Source organism: Actinacidiphila guanduensis (genome assembly GCF_900103985.1).
In the GTDB taxonomy this organism is placed as follows: Bacteria; Actinomycetota; Actinomycetes; order Streptomycetales; family Streptomycetaceae; genus Actinacidiphila; species Actinacidiphila guanduensis.
Genome location: NZ_FNIE01000003.1, coordinates 59,519 through 83,741, shown reverse-complemented (window position 1 = coordinate 83,741; position 24,223 = coordinate 59,519). Strand labels below are relative to the sequence as shown.

The 24,223-nt window shown below is 74.7% G+C and carries 18 protein-coding genes and 1 pseudogene; 11 read left to right on the top strand and 8 right to left on the bottom strand.

Translation table 11 applies throughout. The features are described from left to right. Nucleotides 1-374: 374 nt before the first annotated feature. Together BLR33_RS06715 and glgX are read right to left on the bottom strand one after the other, a co-directional pair. Entirely contained in the window at nt 375-1,655 is a 1,281-nt protein-coding gene (locus BLR33_RS06715) for an MFS transporter (protein ID WP_407639643.1), read from the bottom strand. A gap of 80 nt (nt 1,656-1,735) precedes the next feature. Next, on the bottom strand, nt 1,736-3,964 hold the full coding sequence (gene glgX / locus BLR33_RS06710; RefSeq protein ID WP_093783767.1) for a glycogen debranching protein GlgX: 2,229 nt from the start codon (nt 3,962-3,964) through the stop codon (nt 1,736-1,738). Nucleotides 3,965-4,275: 311 nt separating this feature from the next. Between glgX and BLR33_RS06705 the strand changes: the two genes are divergently transcribed. The 3 genes from BLR33_RS06705 (at nt 4,276) to BLR33_RS06695 (ending at nt 6,772) form a co-directional block, all read left to right on the top strand. Continuing rightward, the gene (locus BLR33_RS06705) at nt 4,276-5,232 is read left to right on the top strand and encodes a L,D-transpeptidase (protein WP_093783357.1); all 957 of its coding nucleotides are present in this window, start codon (nt 4,276-4,278) and stop codon (nt 5,230-5,232) included. Between the two features lie 49 nt (nt 5,233-5,281). Then, nucleotides 5,282-6,049: an enoyl-CoA hydratase/isomerase family protein gene (locus BLR33_RS06700; RefSeq protein ID WP_093783356.1), complete on the top strand. Its 768-nt coding sequence runs from the start codon at nt 5,282-5,284 to the stop codon at nt 6,047-6,049. A gap of 228 nt (nt 6,050-6,277) precedes the next feature. After that, the gene (locus tag BLR33_RS06695; RefSeq protein WP_093783355.1) at nt 6,278-6,772 is read left to right on the top strand and encodes an ATP-binding protein; all 495 of its coding nucleotides are present in this window, start codon (nt 6,278-6,280) and stop codon (nt 6,770-6,772) included. A gap of 411 nt (nt 6,773-7,183) precedes the next feature. On the opposite strand, the gene BLR33_RS06690 is transcribed toward BLR33_RS06695, so the two are convergent. The 3 genes from BLR33_RS06690 to BLR33_RS06680 all read right to left on the bottom strand — a co-directional run bounded on the left by BLR33_RS06690 (nt 7,184) and on the right by BLR33_RS06680 (nt 11,373). Then, the gene (locus BLR33_RS06690; protein WP_322987150.1) at nt 7,184-9,631 is read right to left on the bottom strand and encodes an endonuclease/exonuclease/phosphatase family protein; all 2,448 of its coding nucleotides are present in this window, start codon (nt 9,629-9,631) and stop codon (nt 7,184-7,186) included. A 411-nt stretch (nt 9,632-10,042) separates the two neighbouring features. After that, nucleotides 10,043-10,621 (bottom strand): DinB family protein, encoded by a 579-nt coding sequence (locus tag BLR33_RS06685; protein ID WP_245771225.1) that lies wholly within the window; start codon nt 10,619-10,621, stop codon nt 10,043-10,045. Nucleotides 10,622-10,695: 74 nt separating this feature from the next. Continuing rightward, a complete protein-coding gene (locus tag BLR33_RS06680; RefSeq protein WP_093783354.1) occupies nt 10,696-11,373 on the bottom strand; it encodes a TetR/AcrR family transcriptional regulator in 678 nt (225 codons plus the stop codon). 189 nt (nt 11,374-11,562) lie between these two features. On the opposite strand from BLR33_RS06680, the gene BLR33_RS06675 reads away from it, so the two are divergent. Continuing rightward, on the top strand, nt 11,563-12,984 hold the full coding sequence (locus tag BLR33_RS06675; RefSeq protein WP_093783353.1) for an MFS transporter: 1,422 nt from the start codon (nt 11,563-11,565) through the stop codon (nt 12,982-12,984). 422 nt (nt 12,985-13,406) lie between these two features. On the opposite strand, the gene map is transcribed toward BLR33_RS06675, so the two are convergent. Continuing rightward, on the bottom strand, nt 13,407-14,174 hold the full coding sequence (gene map / locus BLR33_RS06670) for a type I methionyl aminopeptidase (protein ID WP_093783352.1): 768 nt from the start codon (nt 14,172-14,174) through the stop codon (nt 13,407-13,409). A 57-nt stretch (nt 14,175-14,231) separates the two neighbouring features. On the opposite strand from map, the gene BLR33_RS06665 reads away from it, so the two are divergent. Further along, entirely contained in the window at nt 14,232-14,507 is a 276-nt protein-coding gene (locus tag BLR33_RS06665) for a helix-turn-helix domain-containing protein (RefSeq protein WP_093783351.1), read from the top strand. 414 nt (nt 14,508-14,921) lie between these two features. Here the strand turns inward: BLR33_RS06665 and BLR33_RS35090 are convergent, their stop codons facing one another. Together BLR33_RS35090 and BLR33_RS35895 are read right to left on the bottom strand one after the other, a co-directional pair. Next, nucleotides 14,922-15,950 carry a tetratricopeptide repeat protein gene (locus BLR33_RS35090; RefSeq protein ID WP_176930163.1) on the bottom strand — a complete coding sequence of 343 codons (1,029 nt, stop codon included), beginning with the start codon at nt 15,948-15,950 and terminating at the stop codon, nt 14,922-14,924. An 813-nt stretch (nt 15,951-16,763) separates the two neighbouring features. Continuing rightward, nucleotides 16,764-16,925 (bottom strand): annotated as a pseudogene (locus tag BLR33_RS35895) (helix-turn-helix domain-containing protein); the annotation flags it as partial. A 495-nt stretch (nt 16,926-17,420) separates the two neighbouring features. Here BLR33_RS35895 and BLR33_RS06655 point away from each other — a divergent pair. From BLR33_RS06655 to BLR33_RS06630, 6 genes are all read left to right on the top strand, one after another. Beyond that, the gene (locus BLR33_RS06655; protein WP_245771224.1) at nt 17,421-18,482 is read left to right on the top strand and encodes a hypothetical protein; all 1,062 of its coding nucleotides are present in this window, start codon (nt 17,421-17,423) and stop codon (nt 18,480-18,482) included. 170 nt (nt 18,483-18,652) lie between these two features. Next, nucleotides 18,653-20,182, top strand: coding sequence for an amino acid permease (locus BLR33_RS06650; protein WP_093783350.1), 1,530 nt, complete (start codon nt 18,653-18,655; stop codon nt 20,180-20,182). A gap of 220 nt (nt 20,183-20,402) precedes the next feature. Continuing rightward, complete coding sequence (locus BLR33_RS06645) at nt 20,403-21,155, top strand: LPXTG cell wall anchor domain-containing protein (protein ID WP_093783349.1); 753 nt, start codon at nt 20,403-20,405, stop codon at nt 21,153-21,155. A gap of 364 nt (nt 21,156-21,519) precedes the next feature. After that, nucleotides 21,520-21,951, top strand: coding sequence for a hypothetical protein (locus BLR33_RS06640; protein WP_093783348.1), 432 nt, complete (start codon nt 21,520-21,522; stop codon nt 21,949-21,951). A gap of 120 nt (nt 21,952-22,071) precedes the next feature. Beyond that, nucleotides 22,072-22,623: an RNA polymerase sigma factor gene (locus tag BLR33_RS06635; RefSeq protein ID WP_093783763.1), complete on the top strand. Its 552-nt coding sequence runs from the start codon at nt 22,072-22,074 to the stop codon at nt 22,621-22,623. Between the two features lie 3 nt (nt 22,624-22,626). After that, on the top strand, nt 22,627-24,039 hold the full coding sequence (locus tag BLR33_RS06630; protein ID WP_093783347.1) for a hypothetical protein: 1,413 nt from the start codon (nt 22,627-22,629) through the stop codon (nt 24,037-24,039). The last annotated feature ends 184 nt before the right edge of the window (nt 24,040-24,223 follow it).

Genomic DNA, 24,223 nt, shown 5'->3' with positions numbered 1-24,223 from the left:
CCGCCAAGCCCGTGCCCTCCCCGGTGGCCTCGGCCGCGAAGGGTGCCGCGCCCGCCCCCGCGGCCCCGAGGCCGGTCGCCTCGGCGCCCGCCGCGGCCCCGGTGCCCGTCCCGGGCCACGGGGGTGCCGCTCCCGTCCCGGTTCCCGGCCACGGGGGCGCGGCTCCCGCTCCGGCACCGGGTCACGGCGGCGCCGCGCCGAGGCCCGTGCCCGCCGGCCACGGTGGCGCGGCCCCGGCGCCGGCCCCCGGCCACGGCGGTGCGGTCCCGACCCCGGCGCCCGTGCCGCCGGGCACCTACCCCGTGCCCACCCCGGCCTCGTAACCGGCGCCGCCCGTACGGGGGGTGGCCGCCTGAGCGGCCACCCCGCCGGCCTCAGTGGGCCGCGTCCGCCGCTGCCGCCCGCCGCAGGTTGCGGACCGCGGGGATCGCCAGCAGGGCCGCCGCCACGAAGAGGGGGACCGCGCCGCCGATCAGCAGGACGTGCTCCGCGCCGATCGCCGAGGCGGCGGGGCCCGCCAGGGCCTGCCCGACCGGGACCATGGCGATGGAGCCGGCCACCTCGTAGGCGTGGATGCGGTTGAGGACCGCGCCGGGCACCTGGGTCTGCACGCTGGTGGCCCAGTTGACGCCCCAGTAGGCCGAACTCGCGCCCGACACCAGCACGCAGCACACGATCGCCCACACCGGCAGGCCCAGGCCCACCGACACCGGCATCAGCGGGGTGCCGAACAGCGCCAGCGAGCCCGCCCGCAGCGGGCGCGCGGCCCGCACCCGCATCGCGCACAGGGCGCCGAGCGCGGTGCCCGCGCCCAGCGCGGAGTTGACCAGGCCGTAGGCCCCGGCGCCGTGCGCGGGGATGATCTGCCCGGCCGACAGCGGGGTGTACGGGCCGACCGTGCACACCGTGTAGACCATCCACACCAGGATCACCGACCACATCCAGGTGCGGGCCCGGAACTCCCGCCAGCCCTCGGCGAGATCGGCGCGGAAGGACGCCGCCGCGACCGCGACCCGCCGCGCCCGCGGCGCCAGCCGCAGCGACAGCAGGCACACCGCGCTGGTCAGGTAGGTGGAGGCGTGCGCCCCGAACACCGCGGCGGGCGAGGTGAACCCGACCAGCATGCCCGCGACCGCCGGCCCCACCAGGCTCGCCACCGACTCCGCGGTGCGGGTGGCCCCGTTGGCGCCCTGCACATCGGTGGCCACCCGTACCAGCGTGCTGGCCACGCCCGGCTGGAACATCGCCGCGCACGTGCCGTTGACCACGGCGATGACTGCCATCTCCCACAGCCGCACCTGGTGGGTGGCGAACAGCACGGCCGCGGTGCTCTGCGAGCAGACCCGCACCAGGTCCGCGCCCACCATCAGGGTGCGCGCGTCGAACCGGTCGGCGAACACCCCGCCGAAGACGACGAACCCGGCGAAGCACGCGGTGGAGGCGGCCATCACCAGGCCGACGTCGCCGGCCGAGTAGCCGTAGGAGAGCAGGCCCGCCGACAGGGCGACCGGCAGCATGGTGTCGCCGAGCATCGCGACCGAGCGGGCGGTGAAGAAGAGCCGGAAGTTCGCCGACCACAGCCGGCCGGGAGCGGGCAGGGACGGGGCGCCGGCGACGGCCCGACCGGCGCCGGGAGGGGAGGGAATCGGTCTCACCCGGCCACTATGGACTGGACCACTCGCCGGGGTCCAGGCAGGTCGGGGCGGCTGCCGGGAGCCGTGCGGGCGCGGCCCGTTCAGCCGTCCGCGCGCACCCGCAGCAGCCGCGCCGAACGGGCCGCGACCGTGATCGCCGTGCCGCCGGCGACCGCCTCCGCCGCGCCCTGCCCGCCCATCCCGCCGTCCTCCCGGGCCGTGTCCAGCACGCCCTCGTACGCCTGCGCCCAGGGCGCCCCGGGCAGGGTGAACTCCACCGGGCGGTGGCCCGCGTGCACCACCAGCAGGAAGCTTTCGTCGACCACCGGTTCGCCCCGGGCGTCGCGCTGGGCGATGTCCCGCCCGGACAGGAACATCCCCAGCGTCACGGCGGGCGCGAACCAGTCGGGCTCGTCCATCTCCTTGCCGCCGGGGGCGAACCAGGCGACGTCCCGCAGCCCTTCGGAGGCCAGCGACAGCCCGGAGAAGAAGCCGCCCCGGCGCAGCACCGGGTGCGCCCGGCGCAGCGCCACCAGCCGGGAGACCAGCGTGCACAGGGCCGCCCAGTGCGGATCGGACAGCAGCGACCAGTCCACCCAGCCGGTCGGGTTGTCCTGGCAGTAGGCGTTGTTGTTGCCGCCCTGGGTGCGGCCCATCTCGTCGCCTGCCACCAGCATCGGCACCCCGGTGGACAGCAGCAGCGTCGCCAGCAGGTTGCGCAACTGGCGGCGGCGCAGCGTGCGCACCTCGCCGTCCTCGGTCTCGCCCTCGGCGCCGCAGTTCCAGGACCGGTTGTCGTCGCTGCCGTCCCGGCCGTCCTCGCCGTTGGCCGCGTTGTGCTTGCCGTTGTAGGAGACCAGGTCGCGCAGGGTGAAGCCGTCGTGCGCGGTCACGTAGTTCACCGACGCGTACGGGCGGCGCCCGCCCCAGTCGTAGAGGTCGGAGGAGCCCGACAGGCGGTAGCCCAGGTCGCGCACGTCGCCCGCGGCACCGCGCCAGAAGTCCCGCACGGTGTCGCGGAACCGGTCGTTCCACTCCGTCCACAGCGGCGGGAAGGCGCCCGCCTGGTAGCCGCCGGGGCCCACGTCCCACGGCTCGGCGATCAGCTTGACCCGGCGCAGCACCGGGTCCTGTGCGACCACCGCGAGGAACGGCGAGAGCATGTCCACGCCGTTCTCGCCGCGGGCCAGCGCGGCCGCCAGGTCGAAGCGGAAGCCGTCCACGCCCATCTCGGTCACCCAGTAGCGCAGCGAGTCGGCGACCAGCCGCAGCACCTGCGGGCGCACCACGGCCAGGGTGTTGCCGCAGCCGGTGACGTCGGCGTAGCCGCGCGGGTCGTCGGCCGGCCGGTAGTAGCCGCGGTTGTCGATGCCGCGGAAGCACAGCGTCGGGCCGCCCTGGCCGCCTTCGGCGGTGTGGTTGTAGACGACGTCGAGGATCACCTCGATGCCGGCCGCGTGCAGCGCCTTCACCATCCGCTTGAACTCCCCGACCTGCTGGCCGCGGGTGCCGCTCGCGCTGTAGGCGGCGTGCGGGGCGAAGTAGCCGATCGAGTTGTAGCCCCAGTAGTTGCGCAGGCCGCGCCGCTGCAGGTGCGGCTCGTCGGCGAACTGGTGCACCGGCAGCAGCTCCACCGCGGTCACCCCGAGCCGGGTCAGGTGCTCCACCGCCGCCGGGTGGGCGAGCCCGGCGTAGGTGCCGCGCAGCTCCGGCGGCACGTCCGGGTGGGCGCGGGTGAAGCCGCGTACGTGCAGCTCGTACAGGACGGTGTCCGACCAGGGCGTCTTGGGGCGGCGGTCGTCGCACCAGTCGTCATCGTCGTCCACCACCACGGACTTCGGGACGAAGGGCGCCGAGTCGCGGTTGTCGCGCACGGTGTCGGCGATGTCCTGCTCGGGCCAGTCCCGCACGTGGCCATAGATCTCGGGGACGTCCGTGAAGGTGCCGTCCACCGCTCGCGCGTACGGGTCGAGCAGCAGCTTGGCGGGGTTCCAGCGGGCGCCGGTCCAGGGGTCCCAGCGGCCGCCGACCCGGAAGCCGTAGCGCCGGCCCGGCCCCACGCCGGGCACGAAGCCGTGCCACACCGCGTGCGTCTGCTCGGTCAGTGGCGCCCTGGTCTCGGTGCCGTCCTCGGCGAACAGGCACACCTCCACGGACTCCGCGCCGCCCGCCCACAGTGCGAAGTTGGTGCCGGTCCGCCCGTCCGGGCCGGTGCGGAAGCGCGCGCCCAGCGGCTGCGGCGAACCCGGCCAGACCGCGACCGGGGCGGAAGCGGCCGCGCCCGTCCCGTCGCCCGCGGCCCGCGGCCGCGGCGGCGCCGCGACGGATATGCCGGCGGGCGGCGGGAGCGGCTCCGCCCGCCCGGCCGCGCCGACCTCGCGTGTCTCGGACACGTGACCGCCCTCCCGGACTCGGGACGGCCGGGCGGCCGTCCCCCCACGATGCTGGGACCTGCTGGGGCCTGCCCGGCACACCCCGCCCGGTGGGCAGGGTGCGGCCCGCACGCTCGCCGCGAGGTGCCGGACATGCTCTGCGGGCCCGGTCCCGCCCGTGCCCGCTCCTGCATTGTGCCCGCGCGGGAGCGCCGTCACCCTGCTGCCGCCGTTCAGTCACCTCCGGCGCACACCGTCGTTGACCGGGTGTGACAGGAGTGCTCAGGCGCGCGCTGCGCGCGGGAACCCGGACGGGCGCGGTGCTGGCCGCGGTGCTCGCCGCCGTGGCGGTCGGCACCGCGGGGTGCGGCCCGGGCGGCGGCGCCGACGGCAAGCCGGACCGGGCCGGGGCCGCCGGGTCCGCCCGGCCGCAGCCGACATTCATCGGCGTCTTCTCCCCGGAGAAGGGCTCCACGGTCGGCACCGGGGCCATCGTCTCGCTGGACTTCACCCGGCCGATCACCGCCCGGGCGGCCGTCGAGCGGGCCATCACGGTCACCAGCAGCCCGCCCGTGGAGGTGGTCGGCCACTGGTTCGGCGACCAGCGGCTGGACCTGCGGCCCGCGGCGTTCTGGCGGCCGGGCACCGTGGTCACCCTGCACCTGCGGCTGCGCGGGGTGCAGGGCGCGCCGGGCGTGCGCGGCACCCAGTCCAAGGACGTCTCCTTCACCGTCGGCCGCGACCAGCGCAGCCTGGTCGATGCCGCCGCGCACACCATGACCGTCACCCGCGGCGGCCGGCTGCTGCGGGTGCTGCCGGTCTCGGCCGGCTCGCCGCAGCACACCACGTACAACGGGATCATGGTGATCTCCGAGAAATACCTGGTGACCCGGATGAACGGCAGCACTGTGGGCTTCGGCGGGGAGTACGACATCCCGGACGTGCCGCACGCGATGCGGCTGACCAGCTCGGGCACCTTCGTGCACGGCAACTACTGGTCGCCGCCCGGGGTCTTCGGCACCCGGAACGTCAGCCACGGCTGCATCGGCCTCCAGGACCGCAAGGGCGGCGGCGCGGACACCCCTGCCGGCTGGTTCTACCGGCAGTCGATGATCGGCGACACGGTCGAGGTGGTCGGCTCGCAGGACGAGACGGTGGCGCCGGACAACGGCGAGGGCGGCTGGAACCTGTCCTGGCCGCAGTGGACGGCCGGCTCGGCCCTCTGACCGCGGCGGCGGCCTGCCGCGCGGCGGTCCGCCGTCGTATGGTCGCGGGATGACGGTGATCCTCGAAGTCGACGCCGGCGTCGGCACCATCCGGCTCGACCGGCCGAAGATGAACGCGATCGACTCCGGCCTCCAGGAGAAGCTGCGGCAGGCCGCCGCCGAGGTCTCGGCCCGCGCGGACGTGCGGGCCGTGGTCGTGTGGGGCGGGCCCAAGGTGTTCGCGGCCGGCGCGGACATCAAGGAGATGCAGCGGATGTCCTACGAGGACATGGCCGCCTACTCCCACCATTTGCAGGGCGCCCTCACCGATGTCGCCCGCATCCCCAAGCCGGTGGTGGCGGCGGTCAACGGCTACGCGCTGGGCGGCGGGTGCGAGCTGGCGCTGTGCGCGGACATCCGGATCGCGGGCGAGGACGCCCAGCTCGGCCAGCCGGAGATCCTGCTCGGGCTGATCCCGGGCGCGGGCGGCACCCAGCGCCTCGCCCGGCTCGTCGGCCCCGCGCGGGCGAAGGACCTGATCTTCACCGGCCGCACGGTCGGCGCGCGGGAGGCGCTCGACATCGGCCTGGTGGACCGGGTGGTGCCCGCCGAGGACGCCTACCCGCAGGCCCGGGCCTGGGCCGAGCGGCTGGCCCGCGGCCCCGCGCAGGCACTGCGCGCCGCCAAGGAGGCGATCGACACGGGCCTGGAGACCGACCTGGCGAGCGGCCTGGCGCTGGAACGCTCGCTGTTCGCCGGGCTGTTCGCCACCGCGGACCGTACCGAGGGGATGCGCAGCTTCGTGGCGGAGGGGCCGGGCAAGGCCGTCTTCGGCTGACGGGTGCGAGTGCGCCGGACCTCCGGCTGACAGGCACCGGCGCGTCGGGCCCGTCGCGCGGACGATGGGCTCCGCCGGCCCCGGGGCGCGGGAGGGGTGCACCCTGCGTGCACGGCGCGGGCCGCGGGGCGTGGCCGGAACTCGGCGCCGCCGGAGCCGTTTTCGGGCAACCTGATGAATTCTCAGCGTTACCGCACGGGACGGTCCTGTGACGGCCATCATGAAGGCATGGTGGCTCGGGGTGGCGCGGAGCAGTCGCAGCAGGCAGAGGGCGCGGCGGTCGCCGCTCCGCCGGCCGCTGCCGACACCCCGGTCTGGGACCTCGCCTCGTTCGGCGATCCCGCGGCCGGCGAGGTGCGCCTCACCTCCCGGCCGGAAATGGCCGCCCAGGCCCGCCGGCTGTCGCTCTCGGTGGTCAGGATGTGGGGGCTGCCGCACCTGGCGGACACCGTCGAACTGCTCGTCTCGGAGCTGGTGGGCAACGCCGTGCGGCACACCGGGGCCCGCACCTTCGGCCTGCGCATGCACCGGCGGCGCGGCTCGATACGGGTGGAGGTGCGCGACCCGTCACGGGCGCTGCCCTGCCTGCTGCCGGTGCGCCCGCTCGACATCAGCGGCCGGGGCCTGTTCCTGGTGGACCACCTGTCCGCCCGCTGGGGCGTGGACCTCGGCCCGACGGGCAAGACCACGTGGTTCGAACTGCGGGTGACCGAACGGATCTGAGCCGGGGCGGGAAGCCGGGGCGGAGGCGGGGCCGGGCGGGAACCTGGGCCGGGGAAGGAAGAAGCCCCTCCGCGTCGGGGGGGGGGTGACAGCGGGAGGGGCCTCTTCGGTACCGCCGCGGAGCAGGGGGGGGTGTTCCGCGGCGCCTGTGGAACGGCCGAGCCCGGGTCGGTGGCGGCCGTTGCCATCGACTGTGACACGACCGGGCGGGCGAGAGCAAATCCGCATATCGTCCGAGGTGCCCATAAATAGGACATATCACTTATTGATATAAGGGTGACCTCGACCACTCGCCTTCTAAATAAGGGTTAAAAGCTCTCATGAACCTTTCATGTGAGGATCGTGTGGACAAAAGAGGGCGGGGGTGCGATGCCGGTGGCACCGCACCCACGCCCGGGTCCCGTCAGGGTGTCACGGCCGCAGCCGGATCACCTGCGGGTCGTGGTCGCTCGTCTGGTTCGCGAACTCGGCGTTGATGTGGACCACGTCGTAGTCCACCTTCCGGTCCAGGTCCGGGCTGACCAGGATGTGGTCGAGCACCTGGGAGTTGCCCTCGTAGACGTAGGAGTAGCGCTCGGCCACGGGGAGGGTGTTGACCAGGTCGGTCAGCGTCTTCCCGTTGTCGGTGAGCGAGGTCACCGCCGGCGAGAACTGGTAGTCGTTGAGGTCGCCCAGGACCACCACGTCGGCCTTCGGGTCGGCGGTCTCGATCTGCTGCACGAAGTCGTGCTCGATGATCGCCTGCCGCACCCGCTGCACCTCGGAGCTGCGCACCGGCGGCTGGTCCACCGAGTCGATGCCCTGGTCGCCGCCCTTGCTGTCGAAGTGGTTGGCGATCACGAACAGCTTCTTGCCGCGGAAGGTGAACTCGCCGGCCAGCGGCTTGCGGCTGTCGTTCCACGCCGGGTCGTCCGGGGCGATCCGGCCCGGTGAGGCGGTCAGCGAGGTGGCGCTGCCCTTGCCGGTGACGCCGACCGCGGTGGTCGAGCCGCCGCCGGGGATGTCCACGAAGCCCACCCGGTCGGGGTTGAACAGGAACGCCTGGCGGATGTTGCCGCCGGGCTCGCCGCCGTCCTTGTCGTTGACCGGGTCGATCTCGCGCCACTGGTAGTGCGGGCCGCCCGCGGCGGTGATCGCGGCCACCAGCTTGGTGAGCGTCTGGTCGGCGGCCACCGTGCCGTCGTCGGTGGCGCCGTTGTTGTCCTGGATCTCCTCCAGCGCCACCACGTCGGGCGACCGCAGGTTGGTCACCAGGCCCTTGGCCAGCGCGTCGAACTTCGACTGCGGGTTGCCCGGCGCCAGGTTCTCCACGTTGTACGTGGCGATCGTCGCCTGGTCCGGCTTCGCCTTGTCCGTCACCTCGGGCGTGATGCCGCCGCTCCGGACGGTGCCGAGCGTGCGGGCCTGCAACGCGTACGTGCCGGCGAACTGGTTGTAGTCCAGCGGGCCGGTCGTGGTGCCGCTCAGGGTGTCGCCGACGTTCGCCGTCGGGAAGGGCGCGGTCGCGGTCGGGATCAGCGACTGGACCATCAGGCGCCCGGAGTTGGGGGCGTCGTAGCCGGTGTAGAGGGTGCCGCCGCGCTTGGTCGGGTTCTGCTTCGGCTTCACCGTGACCCACAGCTCGGAGTAGGGGTCGGTGGCGCCGACCACCCGGCTGCTGCCGATCGAGACGTTCATGCCGTCCAGCGAGGCGTACAGGTCGAGCGCGTACTCGTCCGGGCGCAGCGGCAGGTTCTCGATCGAGCCGCCGCCGGCGCTGGGCGCGAAGGCGTCGGGCACCGTGCGGTCGTCCAGGACGACCGGGGCGGGCACCGGGTTGCCGGTGGAGACGGTGGTGACCTTCGGCTTGGTGATCTCGGTGACCGACTGGCCGCCGGCGTCCTTGCCGCCCGGGTAGTAGTCGGAGACGGTGCCGGCCACCGACACGCTGTCGCCGACCGCCACGGTGGGCGTGGACGAGGTGTAGACGAAGATGCCCTCGCTGGTGCGCGGGTCGGCGTCCGGGTGCGGGTCCTGGAACCAGAAGCCCTGCGAGGAGCCGTAGGCGCGCACCCCGGTGACGATGCCCGTCACGCCGGCGACCTGCTTGCCCTCGTACGGGGAGATCCGGGTGTCGCCCTGGATGTCGTGGATCGCCGCGGTGGCGGGCGGCGGGGTGGTGCCGCCGGTGCTGCCGCCGTCACCCGTGCCGCCGGTGGCGCCGCCGTCACCGGTGCCGCCGTCGGTCGCGCCGCCCGTGCCGCCCGCGGCGCCGCCGGAGTTCTGCGGGGTGGGGGCGCCGGCGGTGAAGTCGGCCGCGTTGTCGTCGGTGTCGGTCAGGGCGGCGTTGCGCGCGACGGAGGCGGTGTTGCTCGCCCCGGCGGCCGCGCCGCTGCCCTCGTGGACGGTGGCGGTGCCGTAGCCCACCAGGTCCTTCACCCGGCTGTCCGCGGCGCAGTCGGCGGCGGTGACGCAGGTGAGCGGGTCGGAGCCCTGCACCAGGGCGACGGTGCCGCTGGTGCCGGACAGGGCGATCGCGCCGGCCGCGTCGGTGGCGGGCAGCGGGGTGGTGCCGCCCGTGCCGAAGCCCTCGCCCACCAGGTAGCGGCCGCCTCCGGCGAGCGTGCCCGCGAGCGGGGTGACCTGCCACTTGGAGCTCGCGGTGGGCGCGCCCGGCAGGTACTGGACCGAGTAGCCGCCCATGTCCACCGACGCGCCGCCGGCGTTGCCGATCTCGACGAAATCCTCGGTGTACTGGGCACCGGAGTTGCCGCCGCCGCCGTAGACCTCGGCGATCACCGCGTCGGCGGAGGGCGCGGCGAAGGCCGCGTGCACGCCGATTCCGGCGATGGTCAGGGCACCGGCTATGCCGATGGGCAGGACGCGCCTGCGCCGCTTGGACGTCCGGGCCGGGTCCGCGGCAGGCGAGGGCGGCGTCGGTTCGGGCGCTGCGGATCTCGCGGGGCGGTCGGCCCCAGAGGAGTGCGACACCTGGGGTGATCTCCTTCGTGCGGTGCGGAGGTTGACGGGGCGGCAGTCCCGCACCCCGCGCGGGGCACCGGCGACCTGCCGCGGCCTCAAGATACGCGCGTAGATGAGGCCGTGGCAGGTACTTCGGATGAATTCTCTGTACGGCGGGCGGCCGCGATGGTTACCGGGCGGTTTCGTCCGGCCTCGCGGGGCGGGCGGCCGCGGCTGTGGGGCGGCGGGTGTCGGGCGCCCCCAAGGGGCCTGCGGGTAAAGGGCGTTGGGCTTCCGCAACGGGCGCTGCGGGCGGTGGGTGCCGGAGTGCTACTGGCCGACGCGGCCGTCGACGCACTCGCGCAGCAGGTCGGCGTGGCCGTTGTGGCGGGCGTACTCCTCGATCATGTGGACGAGGATCTCGCGCAGGGTGATCGGGCCGCCCTTGTCGGGGTGGACCGCGCCGAGGTCGGGTGCGGCGGCCACCAGGGCGTCGGCCTCGGCGACCTCCTCGCGCCAGCCGTTCCAGGCGGCGGCCACCACCTCGGGGTCGGGCACGGCCCCGGTGAAGGCGCCGTCGCGGTCCTCGTCGGTGCGGAACCGCCACGGGATGTCCTGGCCGGCCATCACCTTGCGGAACCAGTAGCGCTCGACGTCGGCGAGGTGGCGGAGGATGCCGAGCAGCGAGAGCGTCGAGGGCGGTACCGACCGACGCGCCATGCCTGCGGCGTCCAGCCCGGCGCACTTGAGCCGGAAGGTGAGCCGCTGGTCGTTCAGATACCCGAGGAGGGTGTCGCGCTCCCCGACGAACCCGCCGTCGCTGCGGGGGTCCTCCTCGGGGCGGGCGAACATGTCCTTCCAGCCGAAGGTGCGGGTGGGCAGCGCGGTCTCACCGTAGTTCTCGCTCATGACGGCCACCCTGCCGCCTCACGCCGCCCGCCCGCCAGGGGATTTCCGCCGGCGCGGTGGGGTGGGGGAGGGGCTCAGGCGTGGACCGACGGGTGCGGGGCGGTGGGGAGAGTGCGCAGGCCGGAGAGGAGCATGGTGAGGCCGCGGTGGTAATAGGCCTCCTCGCTGGTGCACTCGGCCAGCGCGTCGGCGGCCGCCACCACGTGGGGGTAGCGGCTCGGGGGGAGGGAGAGGAGGCGGGCGCGCCGGGCGCGCACCGACGCCTCGTGCGCCTCCGGGTCGTCGGTGAGGGCACGGCCCGGCTCGCTGATCACCATGGTCACCAGGGTCACGAGGACCTGACTGCCCGTCATCGCCGCCTCGTCCACGGTGTGCCCGCCCTCCGCGAGCAGCGCGAGGATCCGCTCGACCAGGGCCAGGCCCGGGTCGCTCGCCATGATGTCGGAGAGCAGCAGCCCGGCCGCGTTCGGGTGCGCGCGCAGGGCGTCGAGCACCCCGGTGAGGACATCGCCCAACTGCTCGTGCCAGGGGCGGTCGTCCGGCTCGGGCAGCCGCGTCTCGGCGAGCAGCTTCTCGGCGACGGCCGCCAGCAGCCCCTCCTTGTCGGGGAAGTGCCGGTAGAGCGCCATGGGGGTGACGCCGTGCAGCTGGGCGACCCGCCGGATCGTCACCGCGTCCAGGCCCTCGGCGTCGGCGACGGCCAGCGCGGAGGTGACCACGTCGTCGCGGTTCAGGCGCTTCTGCGCGGCCATGGTCCGGTCCTCCGCCTCGCTCGTGGGGCCTCCATCGTACGCAGCCGCCCCGGGTGGTCCGGCCGCTCGGACGCCGTACCCGCCGGATGGTGTACGGCGTACACACCACGTGTATGGTGTCGGTCGTAAGCATACGCCGTACACATACGCCGTATGCACCGGTTGACCCCATCTACCTGCGGAGACTCCATGCGACGCAGCCCCTGGGCCACCCTCACGGTGCTGGCCCTCGCGCAGTTCATCGTCGTCCTGGACGTGACGATCGTGAACGTTGCGCTCCCCGACATCCAGTCCGACCTGCACTTCTCCACCGACAGCCTGCAGTGGGTGATCAGCGGGTACACCCTCGTCTTCGGCGGCTTCCTGCTGCTCGGCGGCCGCGCGGCCGACCTGCTCGGCGCCCGCCGCGTCTTCGTCGCCGGCCTCGCGCTCTTCGGCGTCACCTCGCTCGCCGGCGGCCTGGCGCAGTCCTCCGGGCTGCTCGTCGCCGCCCGCGCCGTGCAGGGCCTGGGCGGCGCGCTGCTCTCGCCGGCCGCGCTGTCCATCCTCACCGTCACCTTCGAGCACGGCCGGCGGCGCAACATCGCCATGGGCGTCTGGGGCGGCCTGGCCGGCCTCGGCGGCACGCTCGGCGTGGTCGCCGGCGGGGTGCTGGTGGACTCCTTCACCTGGCGCTGGGTCTTCATCGTCAACGTGCCGATCGTGATCGCCCTGGTGGCCGCGACCCCGCTGATCGTCCGGCACTTCCCGCCGCGCGCGGAGGGCCGCTCCTTCGACCTGCCGGGCGCGCTGCTCGGCACCGGCGGGCTGCTCGCGCTCGTCTACGGCGTGGTGCGGGCCGAGCCGGTCGGCTGGGCCTCGGCCGAGGTGGTCGGCTGCCTGGCCGGGGGCGTGGTGATGCTGGCGGGCTTCGTCGTCGTGGAGTCCCGGGCCGAGGCGCCGCTGGTGCCGCTGCGGCTGCTGCGGTCGCGCGCGCTGAGCACGGCGGGCGGGGCGCTCGCGCTCGACGGGGCCGGGTTCCTGTCGATGTTCTTCCTCACCGCGATCTTCCTGCAGCAGGTCAGGCATGGGTCCGCGCTGCACGCGGGCGTGGAGTTCCTGCCGATGGGGGCCGCCGCGATCGCGGGGGCGGGAGCGGCCACACCGCTGGTGACGCGGTTCGGCACCCGTCCGGTGCAGATGGTGGGGGCGGTGTTCGGCGTCGTCGGGCTGGTGCTGCTGGCGCAGGCGGGCGCGCACGGGTCGTACGCGGGCGGGCTGCTGCCGGGGCTGGTGCTCTTCGGCGCGGGGATCACCTCGCTCGCCGTGCCGGCGCAGATCGCGGCGGTGGTCGACGTCTCGCACGAGGAGGCGGGCGCCGCTTCGGGGGTGGTGACCGCCTTCAACCAGGTCGGCGGGGCGCTGGGCCTGGCGATCGTCAGCACGCTGTCCACGTCCAAGGCGAACGCCGAAGCGGCGGCGGGCAGTTCACCCACCGACGCGCTGGTGGCGGGCTTCCACCGGGGCCTGCTGGTGGCCGCGGGCTTCATGCTGCTCGCGCTGGCGACCACGCTGGTCGCTCCGCGGTTGTCGCCGGCGGCGGAGCAGATCGCCGATGCCGCGGTTGCTTAGTACGGGGGGTTCCTCGTGGGCTCCGTACGCAGGGGCACCCTGCACCGGGTCCTTCGTGGGCGCCGTCCGCACGCGGGGCTTGCGCCTGCCCGGCGCGGAGGGTGCCGCTTCGCGGCAGGGCACTGCGTGCGGCCAGATAGGGGCGCTGGGGGCACGTCCCAGGCGAAGCCCTGGGGGAGGAACTGCGCGCCCAGTTGGAGCGGTCTTACGCTTCGCCACCTGCCCGAAGGGGCAGCCCGGTCCGTCCCGGACCACCGGCCGGTGGACGGCTGGTCGCGCAGTTCCCCGCGCCCCTATACGGCTGACCCTTCGTGCGCAGGACGCCGCCGTACGACCGGGGTGCCAAGAGCACCCCACCGGTGGGTGGTCCGGGAGTGTGCCGGCGGGGCAGACGGGGTGGGGCTCGTAGCGGATGCCGCGGCTCAGAGGGCTGTGAGGATGCGGGGGCCGTTGTTGGTGATGGCCACCGTGTGTTCGATGTGGGCCGCGCGGGTGCCGTCGGTGGTGCGGAGGGTCCAGCCGTCGGGGGCGGTGGTGTAGGTGTCGCGGCCGCCGGAGAGCAGCATCGGCTCGATGGCGAGGGTGAGGCCGTGGCGCAGCGGGAAGCCCCGGCCGGGACGCCCCCGGTTCGGCACGTGCGGGTCCTCGTGCATCTGCCGGCCGATGCCGTGGCCGCCGAAGTCCGCCGGGAGCCCGCAGCCCGCGCGCTTCGCCTCGGCGCCGACCGCGTGCCCGATGTCGCCGATGCGGTGGCCGACGACAGCCGCGGCCACCCCCGCGTCCAGCGCCCGCTGGGTCGCCGCGATGAGCGCCACGTCCTCCGGCCGTGGGGTGCCCACCGTGAACGAGATCGCCGCGTCCCCGGTCCACCCGTCCAGTTCGGCGCCGGCGTCCACGCTCACCAGGTCGCCGTCGCGGAGCCGGTAGCCGTCCGGGATGCCGTGCACGATCGCGTCGTTCACCGAGGTGCAGATGACGGCGGGGAAGGGGCTGGGTGCGAAGGACGGCTGGTAGCCGAGGAACGGCGAGCGGGCCTTCGCGCGGGTCAGGACCTCCCTGGCCGCCGCGTCGAGTTCGAGCAGGCTCACCCCCACGGCGGCCGCCTCGCGCGCGGCCGCCAGCATCCCGGCCACCACCCGCCCGGCCTCGCGCATCGCCTCCAGCGCCGCGTCGGTCTTGATCTCCACCATGCCCGCTGCCTCCCCATTACAATACCGGATTGCTATCCCGGTATTAGTATCACGTCCATGGTGAGAAATCCCCTGACCCCCGAGGAGTGGGCGCGCGGTGAGCGGCTGGGCGCCCTCCTGCGGGAGGCACGCGGTGCACGCAGCATGACGGCGGTCGCCGCGGCGGCCGGGATCTCGGCGGAGACGCTGCGCAAGATCGAGACGGGACGGGCGCCGACACCGGCGTTCTTCACGATCGTCGCCCTGGCCGCCGCCCTCGGCCTGTCCACGGACACCCTGGCCGCGGCGGCCGCCGCACCCCAAGAACCGGAGCAGACGCGGCTGTCGGCCTGAGACCGAGCCGAACCGCGGCCCGGCGAGCGGGCGCCGTGGCAGCGACGGTTGTGCGGTGCGGCTCCGCGGCAGCCCGACGCGGACGCCGCGGCAGCCCGCGGCCGCGGCTTGCCCCCGTCCCCTGCGTGCTGCCCGCGCGCGGGGCGAACGGCATTGATCGGGGCGAGGGTTGCCGAGGTGAGCGCGGGACGCGGTGTCGAGCCGTGCCGCGGGGCCGAGCACGCAGGGTGAACGCCGTTGCCCGGTGCTGGGGTTGTGGGCGTGCCCAGGTGGCACTCGTGGCCGTGCGGTAGGCGGTCGGTGGAGGTCGGTGGGCGTGTGAACCGGCAGGTCACGGCGCCGCGTTGGGCGGGAGGGTGCGGGCCGTAACCGTTGGCGGGGGTCCGCGTCGGCCACCTTCGGGCCGCGGGCCGGTCAGGCCATGCCCGCGCTGACTTGGCTCAACGCCACGTGGGAAGCGCTGCCTTGGCGCCATACGCGCAGGGCGTCCGCGTACTCGCGGACCGCGGGCTCGGTGGGCCGGCTGTCGGTCAGGGCGAGGAGTTCCTCGGCGCGCTGGACCACCGAGCGGATGGGATGGTCCGCGGCCGTCTTCAGCGCCGACTGCGCCAGGGACAGGGCGTGTTCGAGGTCGGGACGCGGGGTGTGCAGGTGGGCGGCGGCGACGTCGAGGGTGACCAGGGCCTGGCTCCAGGGGGAGTCCGAGCCCGTGACGTGGGCCTCGATCTCCTCCGCGTAGGCGAAGACCTTCTCCGGGTCGCCCAGCGAGAGGTGCGCCGTCGCAGCGTTGGCCAGGGTACGGGCGCGGCCGTAGGGCTCGAAGGAGATGCACGCGGTCAGCCCGGGCGGCGACGCGAACTCCTCGGTGAGCGCGAGCGCCTGGTCCAGTGCCCGTTCCGCGGCCGTACGGTCGCCGAGCCGCGCCGCCGCGCGGGCCACGCCGTTGGACAGCAATCGGATCGCCTGCGGGCTGTCCGGCGCCGCCCGGACGCCGGCGTGCGCGAGGTCGAGCGCCTCCTCGTGGCGCCCGGCGTAGTACGCCGCCAGGGACTGGGTGCCGCGCACCCACGCCACCAGCGCCCGGTCCTCGGCCTCCTCGGCGAGCTGCAGCGCCTGAGCGGCATAGGCCGTTGACGCGGGCAGCCGCCCGACGTTGACCGCCATATAGGCGAGCAGCCCTGAGCACTTGGCCGTCAGGGCGTACAACTCCCGCCGTTGGCGCGGGTGCTGGCGCCCGGCCAGGAGGTCCAGCTGCACCCTCAGCACCTCGGCCGCACGCGGGGCCAGCCGCAGCGGACCCTCGGCCTCGTAGCGGTCGACGATCTCCTCCAGGGCGCCGCGCAGCGCGGTCAGCGTGGCCTCGTCGGTGTTGACGGCGGCGATGCTCATCGCTCCGCGGGCGATGGCGATCGGATCGGCCCACGCGGAGGCGGCAACTCCCATGACCTCCCTGGAGTTTCCGGCGGTGCCCGTAAAGCCCGCGCCGCTCGTGGCGGTTGAGTCAGCGAGCCCCGCAACGACCGTAGCTTGCGCGTCGGCCTCGCCGGTTCCGGTGGCTGCCCTCGCAAGGCCTGTGGCGCCCACGGCGGTTGAGTCAGCGAGCCCCGCAACGGCCGTAGCTTGCGCGTCGGCCTCGCCGGTTCCGGTGGCTGCCTCCGTAAAGCTCGTCACGCCCGCGACGCTTGCATCAGCGAGGCCCCCGGTCGCCCGAGCCCCCGCGCCGGGCTCACCGGTTCCGGTGGCTGCCCCCGCAAAGCCCGCGACTCCTCGGGTGGTTGGGGCACCGAGCCCCGTAACCGCCCCGGCTTCCCCACTGCTTGCCGCAGCCGTCCGCGGCTCCTGCGGGGCAACTCCTCCGCGCGCAAGTGCATCCCGCGTGCCCACGGATTCCGGCCCTCCTGGCGCGGTCCCGTACGCCGTACCGGCCTCGCCCGCAGGCGCTCCCGCGCGCGAGCGCCGTCCGCGCGCGGCGGTGCCCCTGCGCCGTCCGGCGCCACCTGACACGGGTGCTGAGGCACCGTCGGAAGAAGCCTCGGGGGCCACGACTGCCGCCCCGCCGACGTCCTCGCTCGAACTCCCCGCCGCCGAAGCGCCGTTGCCCGCCGTGGCCTCCTCGGCCGGGGCCCCGCCGCCCTCGATCCCATTGCCCGCGGGGCGCGCAAGGCCCTGCGCGCCCCGCGGTGCCGCGTCGCCCTCGGGGCCTTCCGCTTCGCCCCCCGCCCCCTGCAGCGGCGAGAACGCGTTCGGCACCCCCAAGCCGTGGACGAAGTGCAGCGCCTTCTCGATGTTGGTCAGCCGCCGCGTCCCGGACTCCAGCGCGGATAAGTACGACTGCCGGATTCCGGTGAGCGCGGCGACATCCTCCTGCCGCAGTCCCGTACGCTCCCTGACCAGACGGCTCAGCCGGCCGAAGTCCATCTCCCGCAGGGCGCCCTGGACTTCGGGATCACGCCACAGCTGGTCCGGTATGGTCTGTCGGCGGGGAGCCGACACTCTGCGCCGGGAGCGCTCGCACGCGCCGCACGCGGTCGCGTCGTTGTACCGGCTCAGCCGGCAGCCGCAGACGGCGCATCGGCGTCCGTCCTCGTCGGCCATCGAGAGCCCTCCTCCGCTGAGGTACCCGAGTGAGAGAAGTGACCGGGTACTACGCCAGTGATATCACCGCTGAGATGTGCGCGGGTGTGGTTCTGACCGGATGCTGTGCGGACCGCGTTCAACCGCTTACGGTTCGTACCCCGGTCCGGGCTCCCGAGGGACGATCCGGGAGCGTGCCTACTCTGCATTGAGGTTAGCGATGCCCCAGCTGCCCATCGGCGCCCGCCGGGCCGCCGTGCGGGACCGCCGTCGTCCGCAGCGCTCCGGCAGGCGGCACGGCAGACGGCCCGGCGTGCGGCCGCCGCGGGCCTGCCGGCGATGAGCGCGCTGCGCTGGGGGGGAAGAGGCGGCAAGGACGGGGCGGAGGGGCGCGGCGACTTCACGCCCTCCTTCGATCCGGCGGGCGCCGACGGGGAGTTGCGCATCGCGCTGGAGGAGGTGCGGATCGGCCGCTGGGTGCCGATGCGCAACCTGCTGGCCCGCACCGGCGACCAGTGGGGCCTGCGCACCTCGCGCTCCCAGGTGCTGGCCGCGGCCGCCGCGCGCAGCCACGTCGTCAAGGAGTGGCTGGCCGAGGAACCGGCCAGCGCCGACGCGCTGATGATGCGCTCGCGGGTGGGCACCGAGCGGGTGCTGCGCGCCCACCGCTCCGGCCACGAGGACGCCGCCGAACTCGCCGAGCAGGCCCGCGCCGCCGTGTGGGACGCGGCCAGGGCCGCCCCCGCGGACCCCGTCCCCTGGGTCTGCCTGCTCGCCCTCGCCCAGGTCGACTCCGCCCAACTGCTCAACGAGCACCGCATGCCCGCCCCCGAGGACATGCTGCCGCCCGGCCCCTGGCGGCTGCTGAAGGAGGTCCAGCGGCGCGACGCGCTCAACCGCGAGGGCCACCACCGGATGCTGCAGTTCCTGCTCCGGGCGCGCCTCGCCGGGCCCGCGCAGGCGCTCAACTTCGCGCACTGGGTGAGCACGTGGGTGGAGATGGAGTCCGCCTCCCCGCTGCTGGTGCTGCCGATGTACGCCTACGCCCAGCACTACCGCGACAAGCGCGAGCGCGGCCGCTACGACCCGATCGGCCGCGCCCAGTGGACCCGCGAGCCGCTCACCACCGACGTCGAGCGGGCGCTGCGCGGCTGGTTCGAGCGCTCCCGCCCGGCCGACTGCTCGCCGCTGGACCTCAACCACCTCGCGCACGCGCTGTGGGCCGGGCGCCGTTACGACGAGGCGGCCCGCGTCTTCCGGGCCATCGGCACCCACGCCACCGCCCAGCCCTGGCAGGTGGTGGCCGCCGACCCGAACGACCCCGGGTCCGGCATGGAGGAGTTCATCAAGGCCAGGCGCCAGTGCCTGTCCGTGGCAGGAGGTTCACGCGACGGGCCGTGACCGCCGGCCCCGTGACAGCGCACGGCAGCCCGGAACCGGCCCCGACCGGCCCCGGCCGGCCCGGAAACGCGCCGTCAGGAGCGGTTCGGGCACTGGGAGCGACCGGCCGCCCCGTACGCCCGCATTGTCGACTTGTTCATCTGTATCCCAGCGTTGACGGAAGGTGTCTCATGTCCCAAGCCGACCCCGTGCCCGCCGCCTCGCGGCTGGACGACGACGGCCTGCTGCGCGAACTCGGCTACGAGCCGGTGCTCAGCCGGAAGATGAACGGATTCGGCAACTTCGCCATCTCCTTCTCGGTGATCTCCATCCTGTCCGGCTGCATGACGCTCTACGGGTTCGGCCTGTCCACCGGCGGCCCCGCGGTCATGCTGTGGGGCTGGGTCGTGGTCGGCGCGATGGTGATGCTGGTCGGCTCGGCGCTCGCCGAGGTCACCTCCGCCTATCCGACCAGCGGCGCCCTCTTCGACATGGCCAATCGGCTCGGCGGCCCCCGCTGGGGCTGGTACACCGGCTGGCTGAACCTGCTCGGCCTGCTCGGCGCCATCGCCGGCATCGACTACGGCGCCGCTCTGTTCACCGGCGCCTTCGCCAACCTGGAGTGGGGCTTCCAGCCCACCGCGGGCAGGACAATGCTGATCTACCTGGTGATCCTGCTGTTGCACGCCGTGCTCAACCTCTTCGGCGTCCGGCTGGTCAACCTGCTCAACTCGGTCTCGGTGTGGTGGCACCTGGCCGGCGTCGGCGCCATCGTCGGCGCCCTGATGATCGTCCCCGACCACCACCAGTCGCCGCACTTCGTCTTCACTACCTTCGTCAACGACACCGGCTGGTCGCACAACTGGTACGTGGTCCTCGTCGGCCTGCTGCTGGCCCAGTACACCTTCTGCGGCTACGACGCCTCCGCGCACCTGTCGGAGGAGACCACCAAGGCGCAGGTCAGCGCGCCCCGCGGGATCGTGCACGCGATCGGCTGGTCGTGGCTGGCCGGCTTCGTGCTGCTCTTCGGCCTCACCTACGCCATCCAGGACTACGCCGGCACCCAGGGCAGCGCCACCGGGGTGCCACCCGCCCAGATCTTCCTGGACGCCCTCGGCTCCGGCGGCGCCAAGGCGCTGCTGATCGTGGTGATCATCGCCCAGCTGTTCTGCGGCAACGCCGAGGTCGCCGCCTGCTCCCGGATGGTCTTCGCCTTCTCCCGGGACGGCGCCCTGCCCGGCTCGCGCACCTGGCGCCGGGTCAGCGGCCGCACCGGCACCCCGACCCGCGCGGTGTGGCTCGCCGTCGCCGTCGCCGCCGTCCTCGCCCTGCCGGCCCTCTACAGCACGGTCGCCTACGGCGCCGTCACCGCGATCAACGTCATCGGCATCACCCCCGCCTACGCCATCCCGATCTACCTGCGGCTGCGGGCCGGCCGCCGCTTCCAGCGCGGCCCCTGGCACCTGGGCCGCTGGAGCACCCTGATCGGCTGGACCGCCGTGGCCTGGGTGCTCTTCGTCACCGTGCTGTTCTGCCTGCCGCAGACCCGCCCGACCCACCACCTGGTGACCGTCTCGTCGTTCAACTACGCGCCGATCGCGCTCGTCGTGGTGCTGCTGCTGGCGAGCATCTGGTGGGTGGTGGCGGGGCGGCGCGACTACGAGTCGCCCGCGCTGGCCGACGACGCCGAACTCGCGGAGTACGCGGAAGGCGTCGTATGACGACATCCGCCGACGGCCGCCGGGAGCCCGGCGGCCCGATCTCCCCCGACGTGGAGCGGCGGCTGGTCACCGACGGCTGAGGGCGGTGGGGCGGCAGAGTGCCGAGTGCCGCCGGGGATGGGGGAATTGCCCCGCTATGCCAACCGACTTGACGGGATCTGCGGCGCTCTGGGAAGTCTTGGCGCCTCCCCCCGCCCGATTCCAGCAGGTTGGTAGGTCCATGCGTGTCCTCCCCGCGGTCGGCGCCACGGCAGTCGCCGTCGCCGCCACCGCTCTGTTCGCACCTCTCGCCGCGGCGAACAACGCCCCGGGCGACAACGGCACCATCAAGATCCATGACGCGAAGACCGGCGAGGAGCTGGTCCGCAACGAGCCGCACGTGTGCACGTTCTACCTCGACGCCTTCTACTTCGACGGCAGCCAGGCCGCCTCGTACAAGATCGTCGGGATACCGCCCACCGGGTCCAAGAACGACATCACGCAGGGCTCCATCACCCTGGACGCCCAGGGCCACGGCCGCACCGCCGACATGACCCTGCCCGACGGCCACTACAAGCTGGAGTGGAACTTCGACGGGGAGCACGGCGCCGCCAAGCACAAGGTCTTCTGGACCGACTGCGGCGACCAGAGCGGCACCGGCGGCGCCTCGGGCGGCACCGCGGGCACCACCGGTGGCTCGGGCGACAACGGCGGCACCAGCGCGGGCACGTCCGGCGGAACCGGTGACAACGGCGGCACCACGAGCGCCGGTTCGTCCTCCGGCGGCGCGAGCACGGCGCCCGCGCAGAGCGGCGGCGCCTCGTCCTCCGCGAGCGCCGCGGCCGCCGCGTCGTCCGGCTCCGGCACCTCCGGCGGCGGCAGCCTCGCCTCCACCGGCGCCTCGGTGACCGGCATCAGCATCGCGGCCGTCCTCCTGCTCGCCGGCGGCGTCGTGATCCGCTTCCGCCGCAAGGGCGCCCAGCGGCACCTCTGATCCCACGGCCCCGGCCGGTACGAGCGGCGCCGGTACGGTCCCCGACCGTACCGGCGCCGCTCGCCGTTCCCCGCCCCGGCCCCCACGACGGCCCGCGCGCGCGGACGTGCGGGCCGCCGGTGACGCGGGCCGCCGCGCGGGCGGCTTCGGCAGCGGGTGCCGGACGCCTCCGGCGTCGTACGACCCGGCCGTCACGGGCTGAACTTGAGGGCCGCTGCGAACCTCCGGCGAGGACGCGTACAAGGCGCCGGAAAAGGCCGCCGGCACCCGGGGTGTGACGTTTTCCGTGGTCGCTGCGCTTGCGTTGGTTGCCGTCCCACCCGCGGGGGACGGCCTCGCCTGGACAACCGGAAGGGACGCGTCTATGGACCAGCAGGTCGCGCATGCTCCGAGCGTTCCGCGGGCAGAGGTCCGCGGGCCCCGGATGGCCGCGGACGCGGTCGCCACGGTGCGGGAAGGGGCCCGGATCCGGCTGGACTACACGCCCGCCAGCCTCGCGCTGGTGGACCGCATCATCGACGGCATCCGCCGCGAGGGGCCGCCCGAAGAGGCGCTGCTGCCCTTCCTCACCGGCTTCGGCGCCTACACCGGGCAGGTGCTCGTCCGCGGTATCGGGGCGCAGTGGGTGGACTTCGACCCCGCTCAGCGCGATATCTTCGGTCAGCCGTTCGGAATCCGCACGCGGGACGGCCGCGTGTGGAACCCGCTCGGCAAGGCGGTGAAGCGGTACCGGAACGGTGCCGAGGACAGCCTGCGGCTGTTCTACCTCTCGGTGGCGGGACAGGCGCTGGTGTGAGCCGGGCCGGCGGGGTGCTCGCAGGACCCCGCGCCGGTGCGCGCGCACCGGCCACCGCAGCTGACCGGCGAGTACGAAGAGGGCGTGGTGGGGAAAGCGGAGCTGCGTCGGCACCGCAGGATGGACGAGGCCGAGCTGTCCGAGGCCGTCGCCCTGGCCCAGCACGGCGACCACACCGCCTTCGGCCGCGTCTACCGGGACGTCCACCCCATGCTGCTGGGATACCTGCGCGGACTCGTCGGCGACGACGCGGACGACATCGCCTCCGAGACCTGGCACGACATCGTCCGCGACCTCGGCCGCTTCCACGGCGACGGGATCTCCTTCCGCAGCTGGGCGGCGACCATCGCGCGGCACCGGGCGCTGGACCACATGCGGCGCACCAAGGTCCGCCCGCGCACCACGGAGCTGGACGAGGGCGTCGCCGAACGCACCACCGGACCCGACTCCGAGGGCCTGGCCCTGGACAACCTGTCCACCGAGCGGGCGCTCGCGCTCATCGCCGAACTCCCGCAGGACCAGGCGGAGGCCGTGCTGCTGCGAGTGGTGCTGGGCCTGAACGGCCCGATGGCCGCGGAGGTGCTGGGCAAGCGCCCCGGCGCCGTCCGCACCGCCGCACACCGCGGCCTGAAACGTCTGTCGGAGCGCCTGCGCGGCGCCGAGGAGAAGTAACCGATGAGCCAGAGCCGAGACGGCGACCACCGCGCCGCGCCACGGCCCCCCGGCCCCGCCGCCCCGCGGGTCCCCGCGGGGGAGGACGGCGCCCCGCCGCAGGGCGGCTTCGTGCCCGGGGTGCCGGACGCACCCGCCGAAGCGGCCCCGAGCCGGGCACGGCCGGAGCCGTCGGCGGAGGGCACCGGACCGGCCGCGGCGCCGCGGGTGTCCAGCGGGCCGGGCGGCGAGGGCGCGGGCGAGGCATCCGGCGGGGTTCGGCAGGATGCCGGCGGACCGGCGGTGCCCGTTGGGGGCGCCGGGGCCGGCGAGGTGCCGGCGGAGGGTGCCGGAGCGGCGGCCTCCGAGGCGGAGTCCGGTCGCGAAGGGCCCGGACTGCCGCGCGAGGCGTCGTCCGGAGGCGGCGAATCGGCCCCGTCCGCGGGGGAGTTCGGTGCGGACGCAGGGAGTGGGCGCAGGGAGGCCGGGCCGGGCGCCGCCGGGGGAGAGATCGGGCCCGAGGACGTGGAGCGGTTGCTGCGGGGCGGGGTGGCGGCCGACGGGGCCGATCCCTCCGACGACCGTCTCGCGCCCCTCGCACGGCTGCTGGCCGCCGCCGCCGAGCCGCTGCCCGGGCGGCCCGGCGACGAGCAGGCCGTGCTCGACGCCTTCCGGGACGCGGTCGCCGCCCGCCCCTCGGCCGGCCGCGGCGGGCGTGCCGTGGCCCGGACGGCGAGGCGGCGGTGCAGACGCGGGGCGCTGGCCGGCGGTGTGGTCGCCGTCCTCGCGCTCGGCGGGGTCGCCGTCGCGGCCCAACAGGGCCACCTGCCGCACCCGTTCGGCTCCGGCACCGTGGCGCCGCCCTCCTCCGGCTCGGCCGCGGCGGGCAACAGCGCGAGCCCTCGGGGCGGTTCGGGCTCGCCCACCCCTTCGTCCGCGGGCACCGGCACGCCCGTCGGTACGGTCCCGCCGTCGCCCTCGGCCGGCGCGCCCTCGACCGGCCGGGCGGTTCCGCCGGGCGTGAAGGGGCTGTGTCAGGCGTATCTGACGGCCGTGGACCACGGCAGGAGCCCGGCGGCCCCGGTGGCCGCCGAACTGGCCGTGGCAGCCGGCGGTACGGACCGCATCGCGGACTACTGCGCCGAGCAGACCGCCTCACCCCCCGCCTCGCCCCCCGCCCATCCCAGCCACCCCGCGCACCCCGCTCACCCTTCGCACCCCGCCCACCCGGCGGCGGGCGGCTCCTCCTCCGCCCCTGCGGACAGCCCCACCGCGGAGCAGGCCCCCGCGACACCGTCCGCGGTCCGGACACCGCCCGCCAAGTCCCCCACGGCGGACCCGACTTCCACGACGGCGCCCGTGGTGAAGGCGCCGGTGACGAAGTCCCCGGCCACGAAGCCCCCGTCGGGACCGAAGCCGGGTATCACCCGCCCCTGAGCGGCAATCGGCCCAGCACCGCGCATCCGCACTCCGCCCCCCGGCACCTGCCCGTACGCAACCCGCACCCCGTCACCCGCGGCCGCGCCCCGCAGCAACGGCCGCGGGGCCGGAAGGAGTTCCTTCCGGCCCCGCGGTGGGGGTCACGCTGCCCCGGACGTGCTGTGGACGTGCCGCGTGCGGG